Origin of the sequence: Lacibacter sp. H407 (assembly GCF_037892605.1) — a bacterium.
Taxonomy (GTDB): domain Bacteria; phylum Bacteroidota; class Bacteroidia; order Chitinophagales; family Chitinophagaceae; genus Lacibacter.
Genome location: NZ_JBBKTU010000001.1, coordinates 2,564,099 through 2,584,801 on the forward strand (window position 1 = coordinate 2,564,099; position 20,703 = coordinate 2,584,801).

Sequence of the window (20,703 nt, forward strand, 5' to 3'; positions counted from 1 at the left end):
GGGCCGAATGGCCCCGCTTTTTATTGATAGGTTTCTTTTAGTTGCCTGAATGCATGTTCACTTTTATAAAGCGAAGCTAACTTCTCCATCACAGCCTCCACTAATGAGTCCGGACAGGATGCACCGCTGCTGATCAGTATTTTTGCAGGCGACGTTGCAGGTAGAAAATCTCTTGTGAGATATTCTTTTTTATCATGAAAATTGAAGTGCAGAATTTCTGTGGGTGATATTATTTTGTCAACGCTGTTAATAAAATACGTGGGTAATTTCTCTTCACACAATTCAACCAAGTGCGTCGTGTTAGAGCTGTTATAGCCACCTACAATGATTGCAATATCTGCAGCTGTTTCAAGCATGCCGGTTACTGCAGTTTGGTTATCGTTCGTGGCATAACAAAGTGTATCTCTGGTATCAGCAAACCGTTCATTGATGTTTTGTGCAGTTAAACCATAGTGATTCATCACCAATGTTTTCAAATATTCAGCAATAGCTTGTGTGTCGCTTGCAAGTTGTGTGGTTTGGTTAACTACACCAAAGCGTTGTAAGTCTTTACTGATATCAAACCCGTCTGAATAAAGTCCGTTGAACTCTTCGTAGAATTGTTCTGCCGGTTTTTCGCCGGTAATGTATTTGCCAAGCTCAATTGTTTCTTTCATGTCATTTACAATCACAGTAGGTGTGTGTGAACTTGCATGCGAAAATGTAGCTCTTGTTTCTTCGTGTTTCGGTTTACCGTGTACTACTATTGAATAACCTTTTGCCGCAATCTGCTCACTACGGTTCCATACTTTTTCTACAAAGGGGCAGGTGGTATTGTATTTTTCTGTGCTGATGCCTTTCGCATTCAGCATTTGTTCAATTGCTATTGTTGTGCCGAATGCAGGGATGATCACTACATCATCTGCAGTAACTTCTTCAAACGGAATTACCTGTTTCCCATAAGTGTCTTGTAAAAACTGAACACCCTTCTCGACCAGTGTTGCATTCACCTGTGGGTTGTGAATCATTTCACTCAAAAGAAAAATCCGTTTGCCGGGGTTTTCTTCAATTGTTTTAAACGCAATTTCAATGGCATTTTCTACTCCGTAACAAAAGCCAAAATGGCGGGCCAGATAGAATTGTACAGCACCCAGATCCAGAAGTGTAGGGGAGAAGTCTTTCTTCAATTTATCTTCTTCCTTTCGCCTGGCCTTAATTGCTGTGATGAGATCGCTGCGGTAAATATTCGGGACTTCAAATTTCTTCATGGTGGATAATAACAGTTGCAAAGGTACAAGGTTTGAAAGTTGGTTTATCCAATTCGGTCCAAGTCGATTTTCACACAATTGACTACGCTTCGTTTGCCGATTGGTTCGTATCATTGAGGCGAATTATGAGTGAACTGTCAACTGTATTTAAACCGGCTGCGTGGGTACATTCCACGAATATTTATGAGGTAAACCTGCGTCAATATACTGCGGAGGGAACATTTGCTGCTTTTACAAAGCATTTACCCCGACTCAAGGAGATGGGTGTGGAAGTATTATGGTTTATGCCAATCACTCCCATATCAGTAAAAAACCGAAAGGGAACATTGGGCAGTTATTATGCCTGCTCCAGTTATGTAACTACGAATCCGGAGTTTGGAACAACCGATGAGTTTAAAGAACTGGTCCAGCAAATTCAATCGTTAGGCATGAAAGTGATCATCGATTGGGTTGCCAACCATACAGGTTGGGATCATGAATGGACGATTTCAAATCCCGACTTTTATACGCAGGACCATCATGGAAATTTTAAACCACCGGTCGATAATTGGGAAGATGTAATTCATCTCAACTTCTACAACCCGGCTATGCGGAAAGCTATGATCGATGCCATGCAATTTTGGGTGGATGAATGTGGTATCGATGGTTTTCGTTGCGATATGGCGATGCTCGTTCCTGCAGATTTTTGGTTTGAAGCGAGAACTGCTTTAGACAAGCTGCGTCCTTTATTTTGGCTCGGCGAATTTGATCAGTGGAATGATGAACCGTATGCACATGCATTTGATGTGAGTTACAGTTGGCATTGGATGCATATTTCGGAAGAATATTATAAAAATCATCGAAGGATGGTTGAATTAGATAAAGTGCTGAGCGACTACAACAAAAAACAACCTGCTCAACATTTACATTCTTTTTTTACCAGCAATCATGATGAGAACAGCTGGAATGGAAGTGAGTATGAAAAGTATGGTGCAATGGCATTGCCATTAGCGGTTTTCAGTTGTACATGGGATGGAATTCCACTATTGTACAGCGGACAGGAATTGCCCAACACGAAGCGGCTCCAGTTTTTTGAAAAAGATGAAATAGAATGGAAAGATGCACCTGCATTACATCAGTTTTATCAAAAGCTGTTGTTGTTACGGAAACAAAATCCAGCGATGCAAAGCGGACATGAACATGGTATTACATGGCGTATAGCAACCGATCATCCTGAACAGATTTTTTGTTTTGTACGTAAGAACAAAGAAGATGAAGTATTGGTGTTGATCAATTTTTCCGATCAGCCCATCGTCTGCCTTCTCCATGATTTACGTGTAAGAGGATTATTTAAAGACATTTTTACAGAAGAAGAATTACAAAGTACCGATCAGCTATCGCTTGCCCCGTGGGGTTATAAAGTAATGGTGAAATAAAAAAAATCCCCGGAATTTTTCCGGGGATTTTTTTATGTATTCGCTGTTGAGCATTTATGGCTCATTTCTTAAATCGTTGATTGCATACTGGTAAACTCCTTCATATCCGGGATAGATACCTTCAATGATGATACTGTTGCCTGCGCTTTCAATTGCAGCTTTGAGATCATCAACTGATTTCACTGTTTTACCACCTGCACGGATAATGATAAATCCTTTCTTAATGGTTGTTTGCTCCGCAATTAAACCGTCGCTTAATGTTTTTACAACCACACCACCTTCAACGCCGTATTCTTTTGCTTTCTTGGAATCCAGTGTTTCTAATTCTACACCTAATTTATCAGCAGCAGATGTTTTAACGATCTCCGTATTACCACTGCTGTTTTTCAATGTAAGAACCGCTACACCTTCTTTACCATTGCGCAAGTATGTAACATTTATTTTTTGACCGGGACGATAACTTGCCACCGTACCTGTTAACTCATACCAGGTTGATACCGTTTTACCATCCAGCTTAACGATCTTATCACCTTTTTTCAAGCCTGCATCTTCTGCTGCACTTTTGCTCATTACTTCACCTACAACAACACCATCGCCTTCTTTAATTTGTGAATCAGTATTCTCATCTGCATTTGCTTCAGGACGAATACCCAGGAATGCACGTTGAACCGTTCCGAATTTGATCAAATCATCCACTACTTTTTTCACAATGTTTACAGGAATTGCATATGAATAACCAGCGTAGGTGCCAGTAGGAGATGCAATGGCTGCATTGATACCGATCAATTGCCCGTTGGTATTTACCAACGCACCACCACTGTTACCTTGATTTACGGCAGCATCTGTTTGAATAAAACTTTCAACCACATTTGCATTACGTCCAGCCTTCCGTTGGTTAATACCGAGGAAACGATACTTGGCACTGATGATACCGGCAGTAACAGTAGTTTCCAATGTGAGCGGATAACCAACTGCCAATACCCACTGACCAACATTCAGTTCATCTGAATTACCATATAAAAGATAAGGGAAACCATTGCCTTCAATTTTCACAACGGCCAGATCTGTATTTGCATCAGTTGCAAGCACTTTTGCTTTGTATTGCTTTTTGTTGTGCAGAGTAACAGTCACTTCATCTGCACCATCAATTACGTGATTATTGGTAACAATATACCCGTCAGCAGAAATAAACACACCACTTCCACTTGCCATTTGCGGACGGTTACTATTTGGTCCCCCAAAGAAATCATCAAAGAAATCATCACCAAACATTTCGCCAAATGGGCTCTTACGTTTTGTATTGTTTGTTTGTGTAGGGTTTGTTTTTGTTTTGATGTGTACTACGGCCGGGATGGAAGTAGTAGCAGCTCCTTCAAAACTAACAGGGCCGGGAGTTCCACCACCACTATCAAACAAACCTGCATAATTTACAGGAAGCTGACCTTGGCTTTGTGAAACCGAGTTGCCTTTGTTACTGAGTTTTGCATAGAGGAAAACACTTGAGAGAGCTGTAACGGCACTCACAAGTACGGTTACTAAAATGTGTTTTGCTTTCATATTTATTATCTGATTTTATTGTGTTTCTGAATCAAAGCATGTGCCTTTCTGTTTGTAAAATAACAAACCTGACATCATTTCAGAACTACCATGAAGCCACATTTAACAAACAGTTATGAAGGCCTTCGTAGTTCATGCTAAAGTTACAGATTTCTGGTCGGCAAGATGTTGTCAAACTGCCAAACTTCAGCTCATTTAACGTTGTATTCGATGGTTTAGTTCAACGACGGAAATATGAGCACAAAAAATCCCGTTGGTAATCCAACGGGATGAGAATAAGCAATTGGTCTGTTTCTCCAACAGCAGTTGAAGAATTATGGGAATATGCCAAGTTCAGCATAACTCGTAGCAACTTTGTTAATAGCTACTACGTACGCTGCTGTACGCATATCGGGAATAGACGGGTTTTGTTTCCAGCACTCCATTACTTCATTTACGGCCGTGATCATGGTCTCTTCCAAACCGCTGTAAACCAGATCTACTTCATCCGGGCCATGCGTAATGATATCTCTATGTTCTTTCTTTACCTTCTTGCCACTCAGGAATTCCATCTGGCCAAGAATGTTTGTATTGAGGTTTTCAGTAAAGCGTTTTTCCAAACGGCCATAGCGAACGTGACTTAAATTCTTTAACCATTCGAAGTACGAAACGGTAACACCACCGGCATTCAAAAACATATCAGGTACTACCAATACACCTTTTGCAGCAAATATTTCGTCAGCTTCAGGTGTTAAAGGTCCGTTGGCTGCTTCACCAATAATTTTTGCTTTGATGCGTGGTGCATTATCTCCATTGATCACGTTCTCTAATGCAGCAGGAATTAAAATGTCACATTCCAGCTCCAATGCATCCGTTGTTTTTGCCAATGTTGTGGCACCGGGGAAATTAATAATAGAACCGGTTTTTTTCCGGAACTCGATCAGCTCATCTTCATGCAATCCATCGGGATTATATACGGCACCATCGTGCTCAGAAATGGCAATGATCTTTGCGCCATTTTCCCGAAAGAATTTTGCCGAGTGATAACCTACGTTACCAATACCCTGTACAACTACTTTTTTATCTTTTACACCCGTTGGCAAGCCAAGCTTACTCATCACATCTTCCATATTACAAACCTCACGGATACCAAAAAATACACCTAAGCCAGTAGCTTCTTTACGGCCACGTACACCGCCTTGTGAAATTGGTTTACCCGTAACACAACCTGCCGCATCAATTTCGCCGGGGCGTAGGGATGAATACGTATCAACTATCCATGCCATTTCACGTTCGCCTGTTCCATAATCCGGAGCAGGAACATCAATACCGGGGCCAATGAAATTTTTCTTTACCAGCTCTGAAGTATAGCGGCGAGTGATCTTTTCAAGTTCATAAGCTGAGTGGTTACGTGGATTGATCTTGATACCGCCTTTGCCACCACCGAAAGGAACGTTAACAATGGCACATTTATAAGTCATTAAAGCCGCTAATGCCATTACCTCATCCTGATTAACTTCTTCACTGAAACGGATACCACCTTTACATGGCGATTTGTGCTGAGAGTGTTGTACACGGTAAGCTTCAATTACTTCAATATTTCCGTCGTCCATCTTAACGGGGAAGCGCATCTGGTACACACTGTTACACTGCTTGATCTGTTCAAGAATTCCTTTGTCCCATTTGGTAAATCCTGCTGCTTTATCGAAGCTTTGTTCTACTGCTCCGAAAAAACTGTAATTCGTAGTTGACATACAATCGTTTTTTTAATATTTAATATAGCAATCGTTTAATCTTTCTTTTTTTCCAGTGCTGCCACTTTTCGATCGATCATAACAAGATAAATGATCAACCCAACCAGAACGGTGAGGCATACGGCCATCACTACATATATTTTCCCATGGGCTTCCATGGCTGTTCCATCAGTTGGAGTTTGGGCTGATGATAAAAGTGCTGAGTTGAGAAATAAAATCAGCAGGGCAAAATATTTACGCATGGATCCAGTTTTTTTCTTTGAGTTTTGAAACACGGATGAGTAATGTTGTCATCCAAACACCTAATAAGGTCCAGCCCATTACGGCAGGCCAAAATACCATTCGCATAGCAGGGTCAAGATCTTGTCCGTTCAACGCAGGGTTACCTTCAACACCTTCTCCACCCGGATGCAGTGATTGCACTAACCGTGGCAACACCATAATAAGAGGTACATAAATAAAATAGGCAAAAATGTTATAGACACTGCTTACTCTTGCACGCTTGTCCATGTCGGGCATCGAATTACGTAAAACAAAATAAGCCAGATAAATAAGTAAGGCAATTGCTACGGCAATTTGTTTGGGATCGTTACTCCATGGTTCGCCCCAGGTATAGTTGGCCCAGATAGCACCCGTGATCAGTCCTAAAAAACCGAAAATAATTCCGGTACGTGCATATTCTCTTGCCTTAATATCATCGGCCAGGTTACCGCTGCGTAAGTAACGGATGGAGAAAATCATAGAAACCAGCAACAGGATCATTTGCCCAAACCACATCGGTACATGAAAAAACAGGTTGCGGATTGTTTGATATAAATTGCCAGTGATCGGAACTTGAATAAGGAAGCCTGCGGTAAATGTGTAGAGCAAAAGCAGGACTGCCAATATCTTCCACCAGGATTTTTGCATATGGAGTGATTATTCTTTTACCGGTCACGTAGGTTTTATTAAACTTACTATCCTTCGTTTTCGGTGCGGCAAAGTTAGGGTGTTGGGTCTAATCTTTCCACAAAAAGGGAAACAAAATGAGGCTGAGGAACACAACCATGATGTCTAAACCGCTCAACAATAAAACCATTTGGCGGAGAGCACCATCATTAAATACTTCACCAAAAGCACTTTTCGAAATTTTTACCAGTAATAGTAATTGTGGAATAATCAAGGGGAAACCAAGGATGGCCATGAGTGCTGCATTTTGGTTTGCCCTGGCAGCAATGGCCGCCAACAATGTAAAAACAAGACTGATACTGACACCGCCCAGTATTGTGATTCCGATAAACTGAAGGTTGTTGAGAAATGGAGAGCCAAGAAAAAAACTGAACATTAAAAGGCTGAGCAAACTCATTACCAGCATCAATAAAACATTGTATAACAACTTGGCCAGTATAAAATCCAATGCACCTGCAATGCTGTAATAGTAAAGCATGCGGCCCCTGCTCTCCTGCAAAAAACTCTTTGCAACGGCATTAATACAAATGAACAAGAGATTCATCCAAAATAACCCATTCCATGCAGCTGCTTCCGGCTGACCCATGGCGAGATATAACACAAAAATGGTACTGGCAATATAAAGCAAGATGCCATAGAAGGTGTACTGTTGCCTGATTTCAAGCAAGAGATCCTTTTTAAAAAGTGCAACTATTTTATTTGTTGAAGCCAATGTGAATATGAAAGTTGATTGAAGTTGAAATGGTTTTTAGTTTGATGTTTGCTCAACGGATTACGATTTCAGATGATAACAATGCCTGCATCGTGGTTCGTATTTATCTTTTTCGCCCAATACTACCTGTCCGCCTTCAGTTGATGTACGGTAGGAGTAATTTGCAATATTACCGCACACCACACAAATAGCATGAAGCTTGGTAATATAATCGGCTACTGCAAGCAGGTTGGGCATTTGACCGAACGGCTGCGCTTTGTAATCCATATCAAGACCAGCCACTATTACACGAGCACCACGCAACGCTAATTGTTCACATACATTGGTGATCTCCACATCAAAAAACTGGGCTTCGTCAATGCCGATCACTTCCACATCCTGCGACAGCAATAAGATTTTTTGAGAATTATCAATAGGGGTTGATTGGATTGCGTTCTCATCATGTGATACAATTTTTATATCATCATAACGGACATCCACAGCCGGTTTAAAAATTTCCGTTTTTAAATTTGCAATACGGGCACGTTTTAAACGGCGGATAAGCTCTTCTGTTTTTCCACTGAACATGGATCCGCAGATCACTTCTATCCATCCTCTACGGTCGCCTTTTATATTCGGTTCAATAAACATTATCAATATTTTATGCCAAACAGTTTGTAACTTAACGGCAAATTTCCAATACCGCCAAAAGTAAGCACTATTCATGGAACGAATTGCTTCTCTTATCGATCAATTACAACAAGCTTTACAACGCAATGCTGATCCGGCACATATGCTGGTGCTCACCAATATGCTGCGAGCTGAACTTGAACATACTTCTCAACAAAAACAAGAATCGTCGGGTAGTAAAAGTGTAGCAGTGGTGATGCCGGCGGCCAGAGTGTCTCAACCTGCAGAAATTGTTTCTGAACCTGCAGTGGCAACCAAACTCGTTCCACCTGCTATTGTAAAAACAGAAGAGAAAGCCGTAGAAAAAATTGTAGAAGTTCTACAGGTTGATGAAGAAGAACTGGAAGCTGAACTGGAAGAAATTCGCCGCAAAGCTGAATTCGCCAAGAAAGTACAGGTTCAGCAACAGCAACAACATAAACCGGTTTTATTATTTGAAGACGAGCCGGAGATTCCAACGCTTATTCATCAGCCAAATTATACGGAGCCTGTAAAAACTGCACCTTCCAAAGAAGTAAATGATGCATCAACAGGTTCACAGCTTTCATTGAATGAACAGTTGAGTGAAAAAAAGACTGAGCTTGGACACAGGCTTACAGAATCAAATTCCATCAAGGATTTGAAAAAGGCGATTGGAATCAACGATCGCTTTGTTTTCATCAATGAATTGTTCCGTGGTGATGAAGTGATGTACGAACGCAGCATTAAAACCATCAATAATTTTTCGATTTACCCCGAAGCGCAATATTGGATGGAGCGTGAATTAAAAATTAAATTAGGTTGGGATAATGAGCGTCCTGCAACACAGGAGTTTTATGCGTTGGTTAAAAGACGTTTTTCCTGAAGCCAGTTGAGTATGGCTGTGGTTGCTCCCGCATTTTCCTTTACATAGTTTTCTGCAATTGTTCCTGCTGCTGAACTATCCATTTTCAGCATTACTTCTTTCAATTCAATAACATTATTGATGGAGAAACTTCCGCCGAGTTTTTTCAACTCAACACTTTCTTTAAACTTTTCAAAATTAGGACCGGTTATTACGGGCTTGCCAAAGACTGCGGCTTCTAAAATGTTATGATGACCGCTTTTGTTAAAACCTCCACCAACATAACAAACCGATGCGTATTTGTAAAGACGAGAGAGGTAGCCGATGTTGTCAACAATAAGGCAGTTATGAGTTATGGGTTGTGAGTTATGTGTAGATAGGTCGGAGAACTTTATTGAGTCAGGGAATAATGTTTTTAAACGATCGATGTTTTCTGCTTTGATCTCATGTGGGGCAATGATGAGTTTGTACCGATTGTTTTCTTTCATCCAATCTGCAAGGATGTTTTCATCTTCGGCCCACGTGCTTCCCGCCACCAGCACAGAATCAGTCCCGCAAAAAGTATCAACAATGTCAATTGGTTTCCATTGTTCAGCTGCAGTTAGTACACGATCAAAGCGGGTATCACCGGCTACGGTTGTTTTATCGCCCTGTCCGATTCCATCCAATAATTCCTTTGAAGCGGCATTTTGTACAAACAGGTGTGAAAACTGTTGCAGCATATTTCTGTTAAAACCTCCCCACCACTGAAAAAACGCTTGTGAGGGACGAAAAATGCCCGAAACCAGAATGGTTTCGATTTTTCTATTATGCAACTCAGCGAGGTAATAATGCCAAAATTCGTATTTCACAAAAATGGCCAGCTTCGGCTTCACCAGATCGAGAAGATCTTTTGCATTCACAGAACTATCCATTGGCAAATACATTACATGATCAGCTCCCTTGTAATTCTTCCTCACTTCATAACCCGATGGAGAGAAGAAAGTAAGAAGAATTTTTGTATTCGGATATTTGGTTTTGATTTCTTCAATAATCGGTCGTCCTTGTTCAAATTCACCCAAAGAGGCGCAATGCATCCAAACAACCGGCTTGCCGGATTCATTTTTCCAGTTAGCTGTTAATTCTTCCTTCCAATTCTTACGTCCATCGACCCAATTTTTCGCCTTTGTATTCCAATTAGCGGCCAAGCCGATAGCTGTTTTGTATATAACCCGAAATATGTTGTAAAAGAAGATCATGCGCCACAAATCTAAGTGGAATGGAATGGATCGTGAAAACTTAACGTATTGCATTGGTTTGTAAGTCGCAAAACGGCATTTTTCACGTACTTTCGCCACCGTTTAAACAAGCTTATTTATGCGACCTATACAGATGGTTGACCTTAAGCAGCAATACCTTGCCATTAAGCAGGAAGTGGACGCTGCAGTTCTCGATGTTCTTGACAGTTCAGCTTTTATTAATGGTAAACCCGTGCAGGAACTGGCCGGCGATCTGAGCCAGTACCTGGGTTCAAAACATACAATTCCCTGTGCGAATGGAACTGATGCGTTGCAGATTGCCATGATGGCACTTAACCTGCAACCCGGAGACGAAGTAATTACAGCATCCTTCACGTATATCGCAACTGTTGAGGTGGTGGCATTGCTCCGTTTAAAACCGGTGTTTGTGGAAGTTGATCCCAAAACATTTTGCATTGATCCGGATGCGATCCGCAAAGCCATCACCCCAAAAACAAAAGCGATTGTTCCGGTTCACTTGTATGGTCACGCTGCCAATATGGATGAAATCATGAAGATTGCTGCAGAACATAACCTGTTTGTAATTGAAGATAATGCGCAGGCCATTGGTGCAGATTATATTTATCCCGATGGCACAAAAAAGAAAACAGGTTCAATTGGTACCATTGGTTGCACTTCCTTCTTCCCATCAAAAAATTTAGGTTGTTATGGTGATGGTGGTGCCATGTTTACCAACGATGATGCATTGGCTGATCAGTTGAAGATGGTTGCGAATCACGGTCAAAAAGTTCGTTATTACCACGAAGTAGTGGGATGCAACTCACGACTTGATACTGTGCAGGCAGCTGTATTGAAGATCAAATTGAAAAAACTTGATGAATACATTGCTGCACGTCGGAAGGCTGCGGATTATTATGATGCTGCATTTGCAGGCCATAAGAACATCACAACACCTTATCGTGCGCCATACAGTAATCATGTGTTTCATCAATACACATTAACGCTCGATGGATTTGAGAATGTAGCGGAAGTAAGAAATGGGCTGAATGCATTTTTAGCTGAACAGAAAATCCCATCCATGATCTATTATCCGGTGCCGGCTCATCGTCAGCAAATGTTTGCTTCGTTTGGTGGTGCTGATTACAATTTACCAATTACTGATTGGTTAACTGATCGTGTAATTTCTTTGCCTATGCATACCGAATTGGAAGAAGAGCAATTGCAATTGATCACAAGCAAAGTGTTAGAATACCTTAATACAAAATCATAAACAGAAATTAACAGATGAAAATCGCAGTAGTAGGAACAGGTTATGTAGGCCTCGTAACAGGAACATGTTTTGCAGAAACAGGTAACCAGGTAATTTGTGTTGATATTGACAAGATCAAAGTTGATAAATTATCGAACGGGCAAATCACTATTTACGAACCCGGACTTGAAAAAATATTTCTCCGTAACCTCAAAGAAGGTCGTTTGCATTTTACCACAAACTTAGCAGAAGGAGTGAAAGATGCAACAATCATATTTCTTGCTTTGCCAACACCTCCCGGTGAGGATGGAAGTGCTGATCTGAAATACATTTTAGGTGTGGCCGATGATCTCGGAAAAATTCTGACAGATTATAAAGTGATCGTTGATAAGAGCACTGTGCCGGTTGGTACAGCCGATAAAGTACAGGCAGCAATTGCGAAAAACTTCAAAGGAGCCTTTGCGGTAGTAAGTAACCCGGAATTTTTGCGTGAAGGTGTGGCGGTAGAAGATTTTATGAAACCTGATCGTGTAGTTGTTGGTACAAGCGATGAGCGTGCAAAAAAAATCATGACAGAATTATATGCACCTTTTGTTCGCAGCGGTAATCCGGTGATCTTTATGGATGAGAAAAGTGCAGAATTGACAAAGTATGCAGCTAACTCTTTTCTTGCTGTAAAGATTTCGTTCATGAATGAGGTAGCCAGGTTATGTGAATTGTTGGGTGCTGATGTGGATATGGTGCGTAAAGGAATTGGTAGCGATGAACGCATTGGTAAACGCTTCTTGTTTCCGGGTATTGGTTATGGTGGAAGTTGCTTCCCGAAAGATGTGCAGGCATTGGTAAAATCATCCAGCGAAGTGAATTATGATTTTGAAATACTGAATGCAGTGATGAAGGTGAATGAAGAACAGAAATTATTCCTCATGCCAAAGATCAACTCGTATTTCAACGGCGATCTCAAAGGAAAGCGTTTTGCATTGTGGGGATTGGCCTTTAAGCCTAACACCGATGATATCCGTGAAGCACCGGCTTTATACATGATTGATGCATTAACAGAAGCAGGTGCAACAGTTCATGCGTACGATCCGGAAGCTATGCCAAATGTAAAACAGGTAGTAGGTGATAAGATCGATTTTGCAGAGAGCCAGTATGATGCATTGGTAAATGCTGATGCATTGATCATTGCAACTGAGTGGAGTGAGTTCCGCACGCCCGAGTTTGAAAAAATATCTTCGACCTTAAAAAACAAAGTAATTTTTGACGGAAGAAATGTGTACGACAGAGAGCAAATGAAGCAACTCGGGTTCTTCTACGAAAGTGTAGGAAGAGAAGCAGTGAAATAATTCTGATTAACGAATAGCATAATAACAACATAATGGATCGCAAACGAATATTAATTACGGGTGCTGCAGGTTTTCTTGGTTCGCATTTATGCGACCGTGCAATCAAAGAAGGTTATCATGTAATTGCAATGGATAATCTCATTACCGGTGATTTGAAAAATATTGAACACCTGTTCAAGCTGGAACAATTTGAGTTCTATCATCACGATATAACCAAGTTCATTCACATTCCCGGCAAGCTTGATTATATCCTGCACTTTGCATCGCCTGCAAGCCCGATCGATTATTTAAAAATTCCTATTCAGACATTGAAAGTTGGTGCACATGGAACGCACAATTGTTTAGGTTTGGCAAAAGCAAAAGGTGCACGCATTCTTGTTGCTTCAACTTCTGAAGTATATGGCGATCCGTTGGTGCATCCGCAAACTGAAGAATATTGGGGGAATGTAAATCCTGTTGGTCCACGTGGTGTGTATGATGAAGCAAAACGTTTCATGGAAAGTATTACGATGGCGTATAACCGCTTTCATGGTGTTGAGACAAGAATCATCCGCATCTTTAATACATATGGTCCACGTATGCGACTCAATGATGGTCGTGCGTTACCTGCTTTTATCGGACAAGCTTTACGTGGCGAAGACTTAACTGTGTTTGGTGATGGAAGCCAAACAAGAAGTTTTTGTTATGTGGATGACCTGGTTGAAGGTATTTATCGGTTACTTATGAGCGATTATGATATGCCGGTGAATATTGGTAATCCAACTGAAATTACATTGAAAGAATTTGCAGAAGAAGTAATCAAGTTAACAGGTACATCACAAAAAATTGTTTACAAAGATTTGCCTGTTGATGATCCGAAACAACGCAAGCCGGATATTACAAAAGCAAAGACATTGCTTGGTTGGGAGCCAAAGGTAAGTCGTGCAGAAGGATTGAAGATCACCTATGAGTATTTCAAGAATCTTCCGCAGGAAGAGTGGAGCAAATTGCCGAAAGAGTTTGTGAGTATGAAATGATGAGTAGTGAGTGATAAGCGATGAGTTTAAATCAGAAATCGAAAATGTATCAATCATTAATTAATAAAGAAAAGAAAGTAGCAGTCGTTGGGTTGGGCTATGTGGGATTGCCATTGGCATTGGAACTGGCTGTGCACATGCAGGTGATCGGTTTTGATATCAACAAGAAGCGCATTGAAATGATGCATCGGAATGAAGATCCGAGCAAGGAAGTAGAAGCTGATCGATTTGCAGAGAAGGATATTGTATTTACAGATGATATCAATGTATTGAAAGAAGCTTCTTTCTTTATTGTGACTGTGCCAACACCGGTTGATGATCATAAAGTTCCTGATCTCACGCCATTGGAGAAAGCAAGTGAAACGGTGGGTAAGGTGTTGAAGAAAGGTGATTATGTAATTTACGAAAGCACTACCTATCCCGGTTGCACCGAGGAAGATTGCATGCCGATCCTTGAACAGTTTTCCGGTTTAAAAGGAAAAGTTGATTTTAAAATTGGCTACTCACCTGAGCGAATTAATCCGGGTGATAAACACCATACATTAAGCAACACCATCAAGATCGTTTCCGGTTGCGATGATGAATCGTTACAGGAGATTGCTGCGGTGTATGAAAGTGTAGTGACCGTTGGTGTACACCGAGCACCAAATATTAAAGTAGCAGAAGCAGGAAAGATCATTGAAAATGCACAGCGTGATCTGAACATTTCATTGATGAATGAACTGTCGATCATTTTTGATCGCATCGGCATCAACACATTTGATGTGGTGGAAGCTGCAGGAACTAAATGGAACTTTCATAAATACACACCGGGTTTGGTTGGCGGACATTGTATTGGCGTTGATCCATACTACTTAACCTACAAAGCACAACAGCTTGGTTACAATTCAAAAGTAATTGCAAGTGGACGTTTTGTAAATGATGAGATGCCACGTTATGTAGCAAAGAAAATTATTCAGCATATCATTAAACATGCACCAAATCCTGCTACTGCGAAAGTGTTGGTGTTGGGTGCAACGTTTAAAGAAAACGTTTCTGATATCCGCAATTCAAAAGTGGCAGACATGGTGAAAGAATTACTGGAATATCATGTGTCAGTTGATTTTGTTGACCCGCATGCAGATGCTACTGAAGTACATCATGAATATGGGTTAACACTTGCTGCTGAAATTGGAACAGGATACGATGCAATTGTGTTAGCAGTAGCGCATCATCCGTACACAGCATTTACAGAAGAATATTTGTTGTCTATTGCTAATGAGAAGGCCATGTTTGCTGATCTCAAAGGCATCTACCGTAATAAAATTTCAAAACTCAAATACTGGAGTTTATAATGAGCACATTTGACAAAACAATATTGGTAACAGGCGGCGCCGGTTTTATCGGCAGTCATGTAATTCGCCTGTTTGTAAATAAATATCCCAATTACAAAATCGTAAATGGCGATGCATTAACCTATGCAGGTAATCTGGAAAATCTGAAAGATGTACAGAATCAACCAAATTATGCATTTGCGAAAATTGATATTACTGATGAAGCAGGAGTGGAAGAGTTGTTCAATCAATATCATTTTGATGCAGTGATTCATCTGGCAGCTGAAAGTCATGTTGACCGCAGCATTCTTGATCCATTAGCGTTTGTAAAAACAAATGTATTGGGTACTGCTATTTTGCTGAATGCATGTCGCAAGCATTGGGCGGGTAATCATGAAGGCAAGCTGTTCTATCATGTTTCAACAGATGAGGTATACGGTTCATTAGGTGAAACAGGTTTCTTTACTGAAGAAACACCTTACGATCCGCATTCACCTTACTCTGCATCGAAGGCTGCATCTGATCATTTTGTGATGGCTTATCATGATACCTATGGTTTGCCGGTGGTAATGAGTAATTGCAGCAACAACTATGGTTCGCATCATTTTCCGGAAAAATTAATTCCGTTAATGATCAACAATATTAAGAACAACAAACCATTGCCGGTTTATGGTAAAGGTGAAAATGTACGTGACTGGTTATTTGTAGAAGATCATGCAAGAGCTATTGATACCATTTTCCATAACGGGAAACTCGGCCAAAGCTATAACGTAGGTGGTTTTAACGAATGGAAAAATATTGATCTTGTTCATTTGCTCTGCAGCATCATGGATAAAAAACTTGGTCGTGCAGAAGGAGAGAGTGCGAAGCTTATCACTTATGTGAAAGACCGTGCCGGTCATGACCTGCGTTATGCAATTGATGCAACCAAACTTAATAAAGAATTAGGCTGGAGTCCATCATTACAGTTCGAAGAAGGCTTAGAAAAAACAGTCGAGTGGTATTTGAGTAATGAAGAATGGATCAATCATGTAACGAGTGGTGATTATCAGAAATACTATGATGTTCAGTATGAAAAAAGGTGAGTGGTGAGTAGTGAATGGCGTGTAGTTAAAATCAGCAATCATACATTCTAAATCAGACATAGCTTTATGGCTTTTTTACAAACAGGTTTCCCCGGATTAGTAGTGTTCGAGCCAAATGTTTTTGGCGACGAGCGGGGTTATTTCTTTGAATCATACAATCAACAGTCTTTTGAAAAAGAGGGAATTCACTATAACTGGGTACAGGATAATCAATCCAGTTCAACTTATGGTGTTATCCGTGGTTTGCATTTTCAAAAAGGCGAACATGCGCAGGCAAAGCTGGTTCGTTGTTTAAGCGGAAAAATTTTAGACGTCGTAGTCGACCTGCGTAAAGATTCACCCACTTTTAAACAGGTGTATGCTGTTGAATTGAATTCAGAGAAAAAGAATGCATTGTTAGTGCCACGTGGTTTTGCACATGGTTTTTCTGTATTAAGCGAAACGGCCGAGGTGTTATACAAGTGCGATAATTTCTACAATAAACAAAGCGAAGGCGGATTGTTGTACAACGATCCATCTTTAAAAATTGATTGGAAAATAGAGGCAGGGAAGGAGATTGTTTCAGGAAAAGATTTGGTCAATTCAGCAATGGCCGATTTACAGGAAGATAGTTTCTTTTAACTCATACATATGGAGAAGCCGGTTATACTTGTTACAGGTAGCAATGGTCAGCTCGGAAAAGAGTTGAAACAAATTGCTGATAACTATTCTCAATTCAATTTCGTATTTGCTTCACGGGAAGATCTAAAGCTTCATCATTTTGGTTTAGTAGAAAATTTCTTTATTGCTGCCAAACCGCATTACTGCATCAACTGTGCTGCATATACGGCTGTTGATAAAGCAGAGGCAGAGCAGGATATGGCGATGCTTGTAAATGGCGAAGCTGTTGGCAATCTGGCAGCTGTTTGTAAAAAGTATCAAACAAAGGTTATTCATATCTCCACTGATTATGTATTTGATGGTGAAAGTGAAACACCTTACAAAGAAGATGATACAACCGGTCCCATAAATACCTATGGTAAATCAAAATTGCTGGGTGAGCAGTTGTGCATCAAAGAAGATGCAGATGCAATCATCATACGAACTTCATGGGTGTATTCATCGTTCGGTCACAACTTTGTGAAAACGATGATGCGGTTAATGAATGAACGCAATGAACTGAATGTAGTGAGTGATCAAATTGGTTCTCCAACTTATGCTGCTGATTTGGCAAAAGCGATCATGGACATAATTTCTTCCGGGAAATGGGAGAGTGGTATTTATCATTACAGCAATGAAGGAAAGATCAGTTGGTTTGAATTTGCGCAGGCGATTAAAGAATTAACTGGCAGCAAGGCCGTTGTACATCCCATTTTAACAGCCGAGTATCCAACGCCGGCAAGGCGACCAAAATTCTCCTTACTTAGTAAAGACAAGATAAAGTCAACATACGCCCTGACTGTTCCCGAGTGGAAAGAAAGTTTGCAGAAATGCATCAGCATCTTACAAAATGCCTGATACCACTTCCTGAAAAGCGAGTAAAATCAAAAACCCTCCACATTGTGGAGGGTTTTTGTTGGCCTACCTGGATTCGAACCAAGACAAACAGAACCAAAATCTGTCGTACTACCATTATACTATAGGCCAATCTCCCTTTCGGGGTTGCAAAAATAAGGCGCTACACAAGATCAACCAAAAATTTTATCAATTTGGTGAACTATTGTCTTCCCGATCTTTCAATTCCCTGATTTTATCCAATGCTCCGGCCACCACATCGCACATGATCGTGTACAAAGCACCTTGAACCGGATTTGCGTAAATATATTCCAGCGCTTCATTCTCATTCGCAATCACCTTTGTTGGAACATTTGAATTCACTTTCTCGATCCCTTCTTTCAGCAGTGCAATAATTTCATCGGCAGTTCGGCCACGCAGGTTTTTATCGCAACGGATAATGATCTCATCAAAATGGCGGGCACTGATCTCGCCTAACTCACGGATGTCTTCATCTCTTCTGTCACCAGTACCGCTGATCACACCCACTTTGTGTTTGTAATCAAGCTTGCTCACAAAATCGCACAGCAATTGTAAACCGTGAGGGTTATGTGCAAAGTCAGCAAGGAACGTATAATTTTTAAAGTGGAAAAAATTCAAACGTCCCGGAGTTAAACTTTCTCCCGGTATGAACGTTAGCAATCCCTGCCGAATATCATCAATACTGATATCTCTGTAGAGATAAGTAGCAAGTACAGCAGGTAAACAGTTGGCGATATTATGAACTGCTTTCCCCTCATACGTTAAGGGTATATCTTTTGCCAGCATTACACGGATCTTCCATGTGCCTTTCATAATACTGATGTAACCATTCTCAAAAACAGTGGCCAAACCACCTTTTGCACAGTGTTCTTTAATTCGGGGATTGTTTTCATCCATGCTGAATAATGCAACATTACATTTCAGATCGGCTTTCATTTTATACACCAGATCATCTTCTGCATTCAGAATCGCATATCCATGCGGAAAAACAGTTTCGGGCACAACTGCTTTTACTTTTGCCATTTGTTCAACCGTGTAAATGCCGCCCAATCCAATATGATCCGCAGCCACGTTTGTAACAATGGCTACATCGCAATTTTGAAATGCAAGACCTGATTTGAGTATACCGCCTCTGGCACATTCCAATACAGCAAAATCAACAGTTGGATCTTTCAACACAAAAGTTGACGAGATTGGACCAGTACAATCCCCCTTCATCATTAAATGGTTTTGGATATACACACCATCACTGGTAGTGTAACCAACTTTCTTACCTGCGCTTTTTGCAATATGCGCCGTTAACCGTGTAGTGGTTGTTTTCCCGTTTGTTCCGGTAATAGCGATGATCGGAATGCGTCCTTCAGTTCCCTTCGGAAATAACATGTCAATTACAGGCTCTGCAACATTACGTGGCAAACCTTCAGCCGGATCAATGTGCATACGGAAACCCGGTGCTGCATTTACTTCAAGTATTGCACCGCCATTTTCGTTTACAGGAGTGCGCAAGTCTGTTGCCATTATATCAATACCACAAATGTCAAGACCGATGATCTTGCTGATTCGTTCGCACATAAACACATTTGCAGGATGCACTTCATCTGTAACATCAGTTGATGTACCGCCGGTTGAAAGATTAGCAGTAGTTTTTAACAGTACCAATTCTCCTTTTGGTGGAACTGTTTCTAATGTGTAGCCTTTTTCTTCCAGCATCTTCATGGTGCTGCCATCAACCGTTATTTGTGTCAACACTTTTTCATGACCGTAACCACGTCGTGGATCTTTGTTGGTTTCATCGATCAGCAATTGAATGGTATGTTCGCCATCACCAATTACACTGGCTGGTGTACGCAGGGCTGCACAAATAAATTTATGGTTGATGACGAGAATACGAAAATCAAAACCTGTAATAAAACGTTCAACAATAACACTACGGCTATATACTTTCGCTGCTTCAAATGCTTTTAATGCCTGTTCTTTATTGGTAATGTTGGTGGTGTTTCCTTTTCCATGATTACCATCAATTGGTTTGATCACTAAAGGATAACCGAATTTTTCAATCGCTTCATCTAAACCCACTTCAGTACGAACCACTGTTCCTCTTGGTACAGGAATTTCAGCAGCTTCAAGCAATAGTTTTGTTTCTTCTTTATCACATGCAATATCTACTGCAATGTTTGATGTGGTTGATGCGATGGTTGCACGGATTCGTTTTTGATGAACACCATAACCCAACTGCACCAAACTTTGTTTATTCAATCGTATGTAAGGAATGTTTCGTTTGGCTGCTTCATCAACAATACAACCGGTAGATGGGCCAAGCCTTGTATCTTCCCTTATTTCTCTCAGTTTTTGTATGTCATCTTCAAGATTATATTCTTCTCCTGCAACCAACGCATCTGCAATACGCACTGCTGCTTTGGCTGCATACACACCTGCATCTTCTTCGAGATAAGTAAACACAACATAATACACACCTTCCTTTTCATTGGCGCCACGTGTTCTTCCAAATCCTGTATCCATACCTGCCAATGTTTGCAGCTCTAATGCCACATGCTCTATTACATGGCCCATCCATGTGCCTTCATCAACCCGTTCAAAAAAACCACCTGGTTTGCCAACACTGCAACGGTGGCTGTACATGGTGGGAAATAATTTCTCCAGCCGTTCACGAAAACCGGGAATGGTATTGGTGGGGCGTTGCTCCAGTTCTTCGAGGTCTAATTTCATCTGGATCAGTTTTGTGCGGCGCACACTCCAGTAATTGGGACCACGAAGTATTTTCAGTTCAAGAATTTTCATACACGTTGTAGTTGATGTTGGATTCCGAATATATCAAA

The 20,703-nt window shown here is 40.8% G+C and carries 18 protein-coding genes and 1 tRNA gene; 9 read left to right on the forward strand and 10 right to left on the reverse strand.

The window, feature by feature from the left end:
* Window positions 1-20 precede the first annotated feature (20 nt).
* Window positions 21-1,268, reverse strand: a complete 1,248-nt coding sequence (locus WG989_RS11200; protein WP_340429468.1) for a 4-hydroxy-3-methylbut-2-enyl diphosphate reductase — start codon at window positions 1,266-1,268, stop codon at window positions 21-23.
* Between the two features lie 104 nt (window positions 1,269-1,372).
* Between WG989_RS11200 and WG989_RS11205 the strand changes: the two genes are divergently transcribed.
* The gene (locus WG989_RS11205; RefSeq protein ID WP_340429469.1) at window positions 1,373-2,662 is read left to right on the forward strand and encodes an alpha-amylase family glycosyl hydrolase; all 1,290 of its coding nucleotides are present in this window, start codon (window positions 1,373-1,375) and stop codon (window positions 2,660-2,662) included.
* A gap of 54 nt (window positions 2,663-2,716) precedes the next feature.
* Here the strand turns inward: WG989_RS11205 and WG989_RS11210 are convergent, their stop codons facing one another.
* The 6 genes from WG989_RS11210 to WG989_RS11235 form a co-directional block, all read right to left on the reverse strand.
* On the reverse strand, window positions 2,717-4,219 hold the full coding sequence (locus WG989_RS11210) for a trypsin-like peptidase domain-containing protein (protein ID WP_340429470.1): 1,503 nt from the start codon (window positions 4,217-4,219) through the stop codon (window positions 2,717-2,719).
* A 314-nt stretch (window positions 4,220-4,533) separates the two neighbouring features.
* Window positions 4,534-5,952: a Glu/Leu/Phe/Val family dehydrogenase gene (locus WG989_RS11215; protein WP_340429471.1), complete on the reverse strand. Its 1,419-nt coding sequence runs from the start codon at window positions 5,950-5,952 to the stop codon at window positions 4,534-4,536.
* 35 nt (window positions 5,953-5,987) lie between these two features.
* Entirely contained in the window at window positions 5,988-6,194 is a 207-nt protein-coding gene (locus WG989_RS11220; protein ID WP_340429472.1) for a CcmD family protein, read from the reverse strand.
* The gene (ccsA, locus tag WG989_RS11225) at window positions 6,187-6,861 is read right to left on the reverse strand and encodes a cytochrome c biogenesis protein CcsA (RefSeq protein WP_340429473.1); all 675 of its coding nucleotides are present in this window, start codon (window positions 6,859-6,861) and stop codon (window positions 6,187-6,189) included. Before ccsA ends, WG989_RS11220 begins: the two co-directional genes overlap by 8 nt.
* Window positions 6,862-6,949: 88 nt before the next feature.
* Window positions 6,950-7,612: a heme exporter protein CcmB gene (locus WG989_RS11230; protein WP_340429474.1), complete on the reverse strand. Its 663-nt coding sequence runs from the start codon at window positions 7,610-7,612 to the stop codon at window positions 6,950-6,952.
* 60 nt (window positions 7,613-7,672) lie between these two features.
* Window positions 7,673-8,242: a thymidine kinase gene (locus WG989_RS11235; protein WP_340429475.1), complete on the reverse strand. Its 570-nt coding sequence runs from the start codon at window positions 8,240-8,242 to the stop codon at window positions 7,673-7,675.
* Window positions 8,243-8,315: 73 nt separating this feature from the next.
* On the opposite strand from WG989_RS11235, the gene WG989_RS11240 reads away from it, so the two are divergent.
* Window positions 8,316-9,125, forward strand: a complete 810-nt coding sequence (locus tag WG989_RS11240; RefSeq protein ID WP_340429477.1) for a DUF8457 domain-containing protein — start codon at window positions 8,316-8,318, stop codon at window positions 9,123-9,125.
* Here WG989_RS11240 and WG989_RS11245 read toward each other — a convergent pair.
* On the reverse strand, window positions 9,095-10,396 hold the full coding sequence (locus WG989_RS11245) for a 3-deoxy-D-manno-octulosonic acid transferase (protein ID WP_340429478.1): 1,302 nt from the start codon (window positions 10,394-10,396) through the stop codon (window positions 9,095-9,097). The genes WG989_RS11240 and WG989_RS11245 overlap by 31 nt on opposite strands.
* A 64-nt stretch (window positions 10,397-10,460) precedes the next feature.
* On the opposite strand from WG989_RS11245, the gene WG989_RS11250 reads away from it, so the two are divergent.
* The 7 genes from WG989_RS11250 to rfbD all read left to right on the forward strand — a co-directional run bounded on the left by WG989_RS11250 (window position 10,461) and on the right by rfbD (window position 17,848).
* The gene (locus WG989_RS11250) at window positions 10,461-11,612 is read left to right on the forward strand and encodes a DegT/DnrJ/EryC1/StrS family aminotransferase (protein ID WP_340429479.1); all 1,152 of its coding nucleotides are present in this window, start codon (window positions 10,461-10,463) and stop codon (window positions 11,610-11,612) included.
* 14 nt (window positions 11,613-11,626) lie between these two features.
* Window positions 11,627-12,937, forward strand: coding sequence for a UDP-glucose dehydrogenase family protein (locus WG989_RS11255; protein ID WP_340429480.1), 1,311 nt, complete (start codon window positions 11,627-11,629; stop codon window positions 12,935-12,937).
* 32 nt (window positions 12,938-12,969) lie between these two features.
* On the forward strand, window positions 12,970-13,953 hold the full coding sequence (locus tag WG989_RS11260) for a UDP-glucuronic acid decarboxylase family protein (protein ID WP_340429482.1): 984 nt from the start codon (window positions 12,970-12,972) through the stop codon (window positions 13,951-13,953).
* Between the two features lie 44 nt (window positions 13,954-13,997).
* Window positions 13,998-15,287 (forward strand): nucleotide sugar dehydrogenase, encoded by a 1,290-nt coding sequence (locus WG989_RS11265; RefSeq protein WP_340429483.1) that lies wholly within the window; start codon window positions 13,998-14,000, stop codon window positions 15,285-15,287.
* On the forward strand, window positions 15,287-16,351 hold the full coding sequence (rfbB, locus tag WG989_RS11270; RefSeq protein WP_340429485.1) for a dTDP-glucose 4,6-dehydratase: 1,065 nt from the start codon (window positions 15,287-15,289) through the stop codon (window positions 16,349-16,351). Before WG989_RS11265 ends, rfbB begins: the two co-directional genes overlap by 1 nt.
* 66 nt (window positions 16,352-16,417) lie before the next feature.
* Window positions 16,418-16,972, forward strand: coding sequence for a dTDP-4-dehydrorhamnose 3,5-epimerase (rfbC, locus tag WG989_RS11275; protein ID WP_340429486.1), 555 nt, complete (start codon window positions 16,418-16,420; stop codon window positions 16,970-16,972).
* Between the two features lie 9 nt (window positions 16,973-16,981).
* Entirely contained in the window at window positions 16,982-17,848 is an 867-nt protein-coding gene (gene rfbD, locus WG989_RS11280) for a dTDP-4-dehydrorhamnose reductase (RefSeq protein WP_340429488.1), read from the forward strand.
* 58 nt (window positions 17,849-17,906) lie between these two features.
* Here the strand turns inward: rfbD and WG989_RS11285 are convergent.
* A tRNA-Gln gene (locus WG989_RS11285) sits at window positions 17,907-17,977 on the reverse strand.
* Window positions 17,978-18,034: 57 nt separating this feature from the next.
* Window positions 18,035-20,665: a cyanophycin synthetase gene (gene cphA / locus WG989_RS11290; protein WP_340429489.1), complete on the reverse strand. Its 2,631-nt coding sequence runs from the start codon at window positions 20,663-20,665 to the stop codon at window positions 18,035-18,037.
* Window positions 20,666-20,703 lie beyond the last annotated feature (38 nt).

Coding starts and splice junctions, on each gene's coding strand:
- WG989_RS11205 (WP_340429469.1), top strand. CDS start 1,373: ATGAGTGAACTGTCAACTGTATTTAAACCGGCTGCGTGGGTACATTCC.
- WG989_RS11210 (WP_340429470.1), bottom strand. CDS start 4,219: ATGAAAGCAAAACACATTTTAGTAACCGTACTTGTGAGTGCCGTTACA.
- WG989_RS11215 (WP_340429471.1), bottom strand. CDS start 5,952: ATGTCAACTACGAATTACAGTTTTTTCGGAGCAGTAGAACAAAGCTTC.
- WG989_RS11220 (WP_340429472.1), bottom strand. CDS start 6,194: ATGCGTAAATATTTTGCCCTGCTGATTTTATTTCTCAACTCAGCACTT.
- ccsA (WP_340429473.1), bottom strand. CDS start 6,861: ATGCAAAAATCCTGGTGGAAGATATTGGCAGTCCTGCTTTTGCTCTAC.
- WG989_RS11235 (WP_340429475.1), bottom strand. CDS start 8,242: ATGTTTATTGAACCGAATATAAAAGGCGACCGTAGAGGATGGATAGAA.
- WG989_RS11240 (WP_340429477.1), top strand. CDS start 8,316: ATGGAACGAATTGCTTCTCTTATCGATCAATTACAACAAGCTTTACAA.
- WG989_RS11245 (WP_340429478.1), bottom strand. CDS start 10,396: ATGCAATACGTTAAGTTTTCACGATCCATTCCATTCCACTTAGATTTG.
- WG989_RS11250 (WP_340429479.1), top strand. CDS start 10,461: ATGCGACCTATACAGATGGTTGACCTTAAGCAGCAATACCTTGCCATT.
- WG989_RS11255 (WP_340429480.1), top strand. CDS start 11,627: ATGAAAATCGCAGTAGTAGGAACAGGTTATGTAGGCCTCGTAACAGGA.
- WG989_RS11260 (WP_340429482.1), top strand. CDS start 12,970: ATGGATCGCAAACGAATATTAATTACGGGTGCTGCAGGTTTTCTTGGT.
- WG989_RS11265 (WP_340429483.1), top strand. CDS start 13,998: ATGTATCAATCATTAATTAATAAAGAAAAGAAAGTAGCAGTCGTTGGG.
- rfbB (WP_340429485.1), top strand. CDS start 15,287: ATGAGCACATTTGACAAAACAATATTGGTAACAGGCGGCGCCGGTTTT.
- rfbC (WP_340429486.1), top strand. CDS start 16,418: ATGGCTTTTTTACAAACAGGTTTCCCCGGATTAGTAGTGTTCGAGCCA.
- rfbD (WP_340429488.1), top strand. CDS start 16,982: ATGGAGAAGCCGGTTATACTTGTTACAGGTAGCAATGGTCAGCTCGGA.
- cphA (WP_340429489.1), bottom strand. CDS start 20,665: ATGAAAATTCTTGAACTGAAAATACTTCGTGGTCCCAATTACTGGAGT.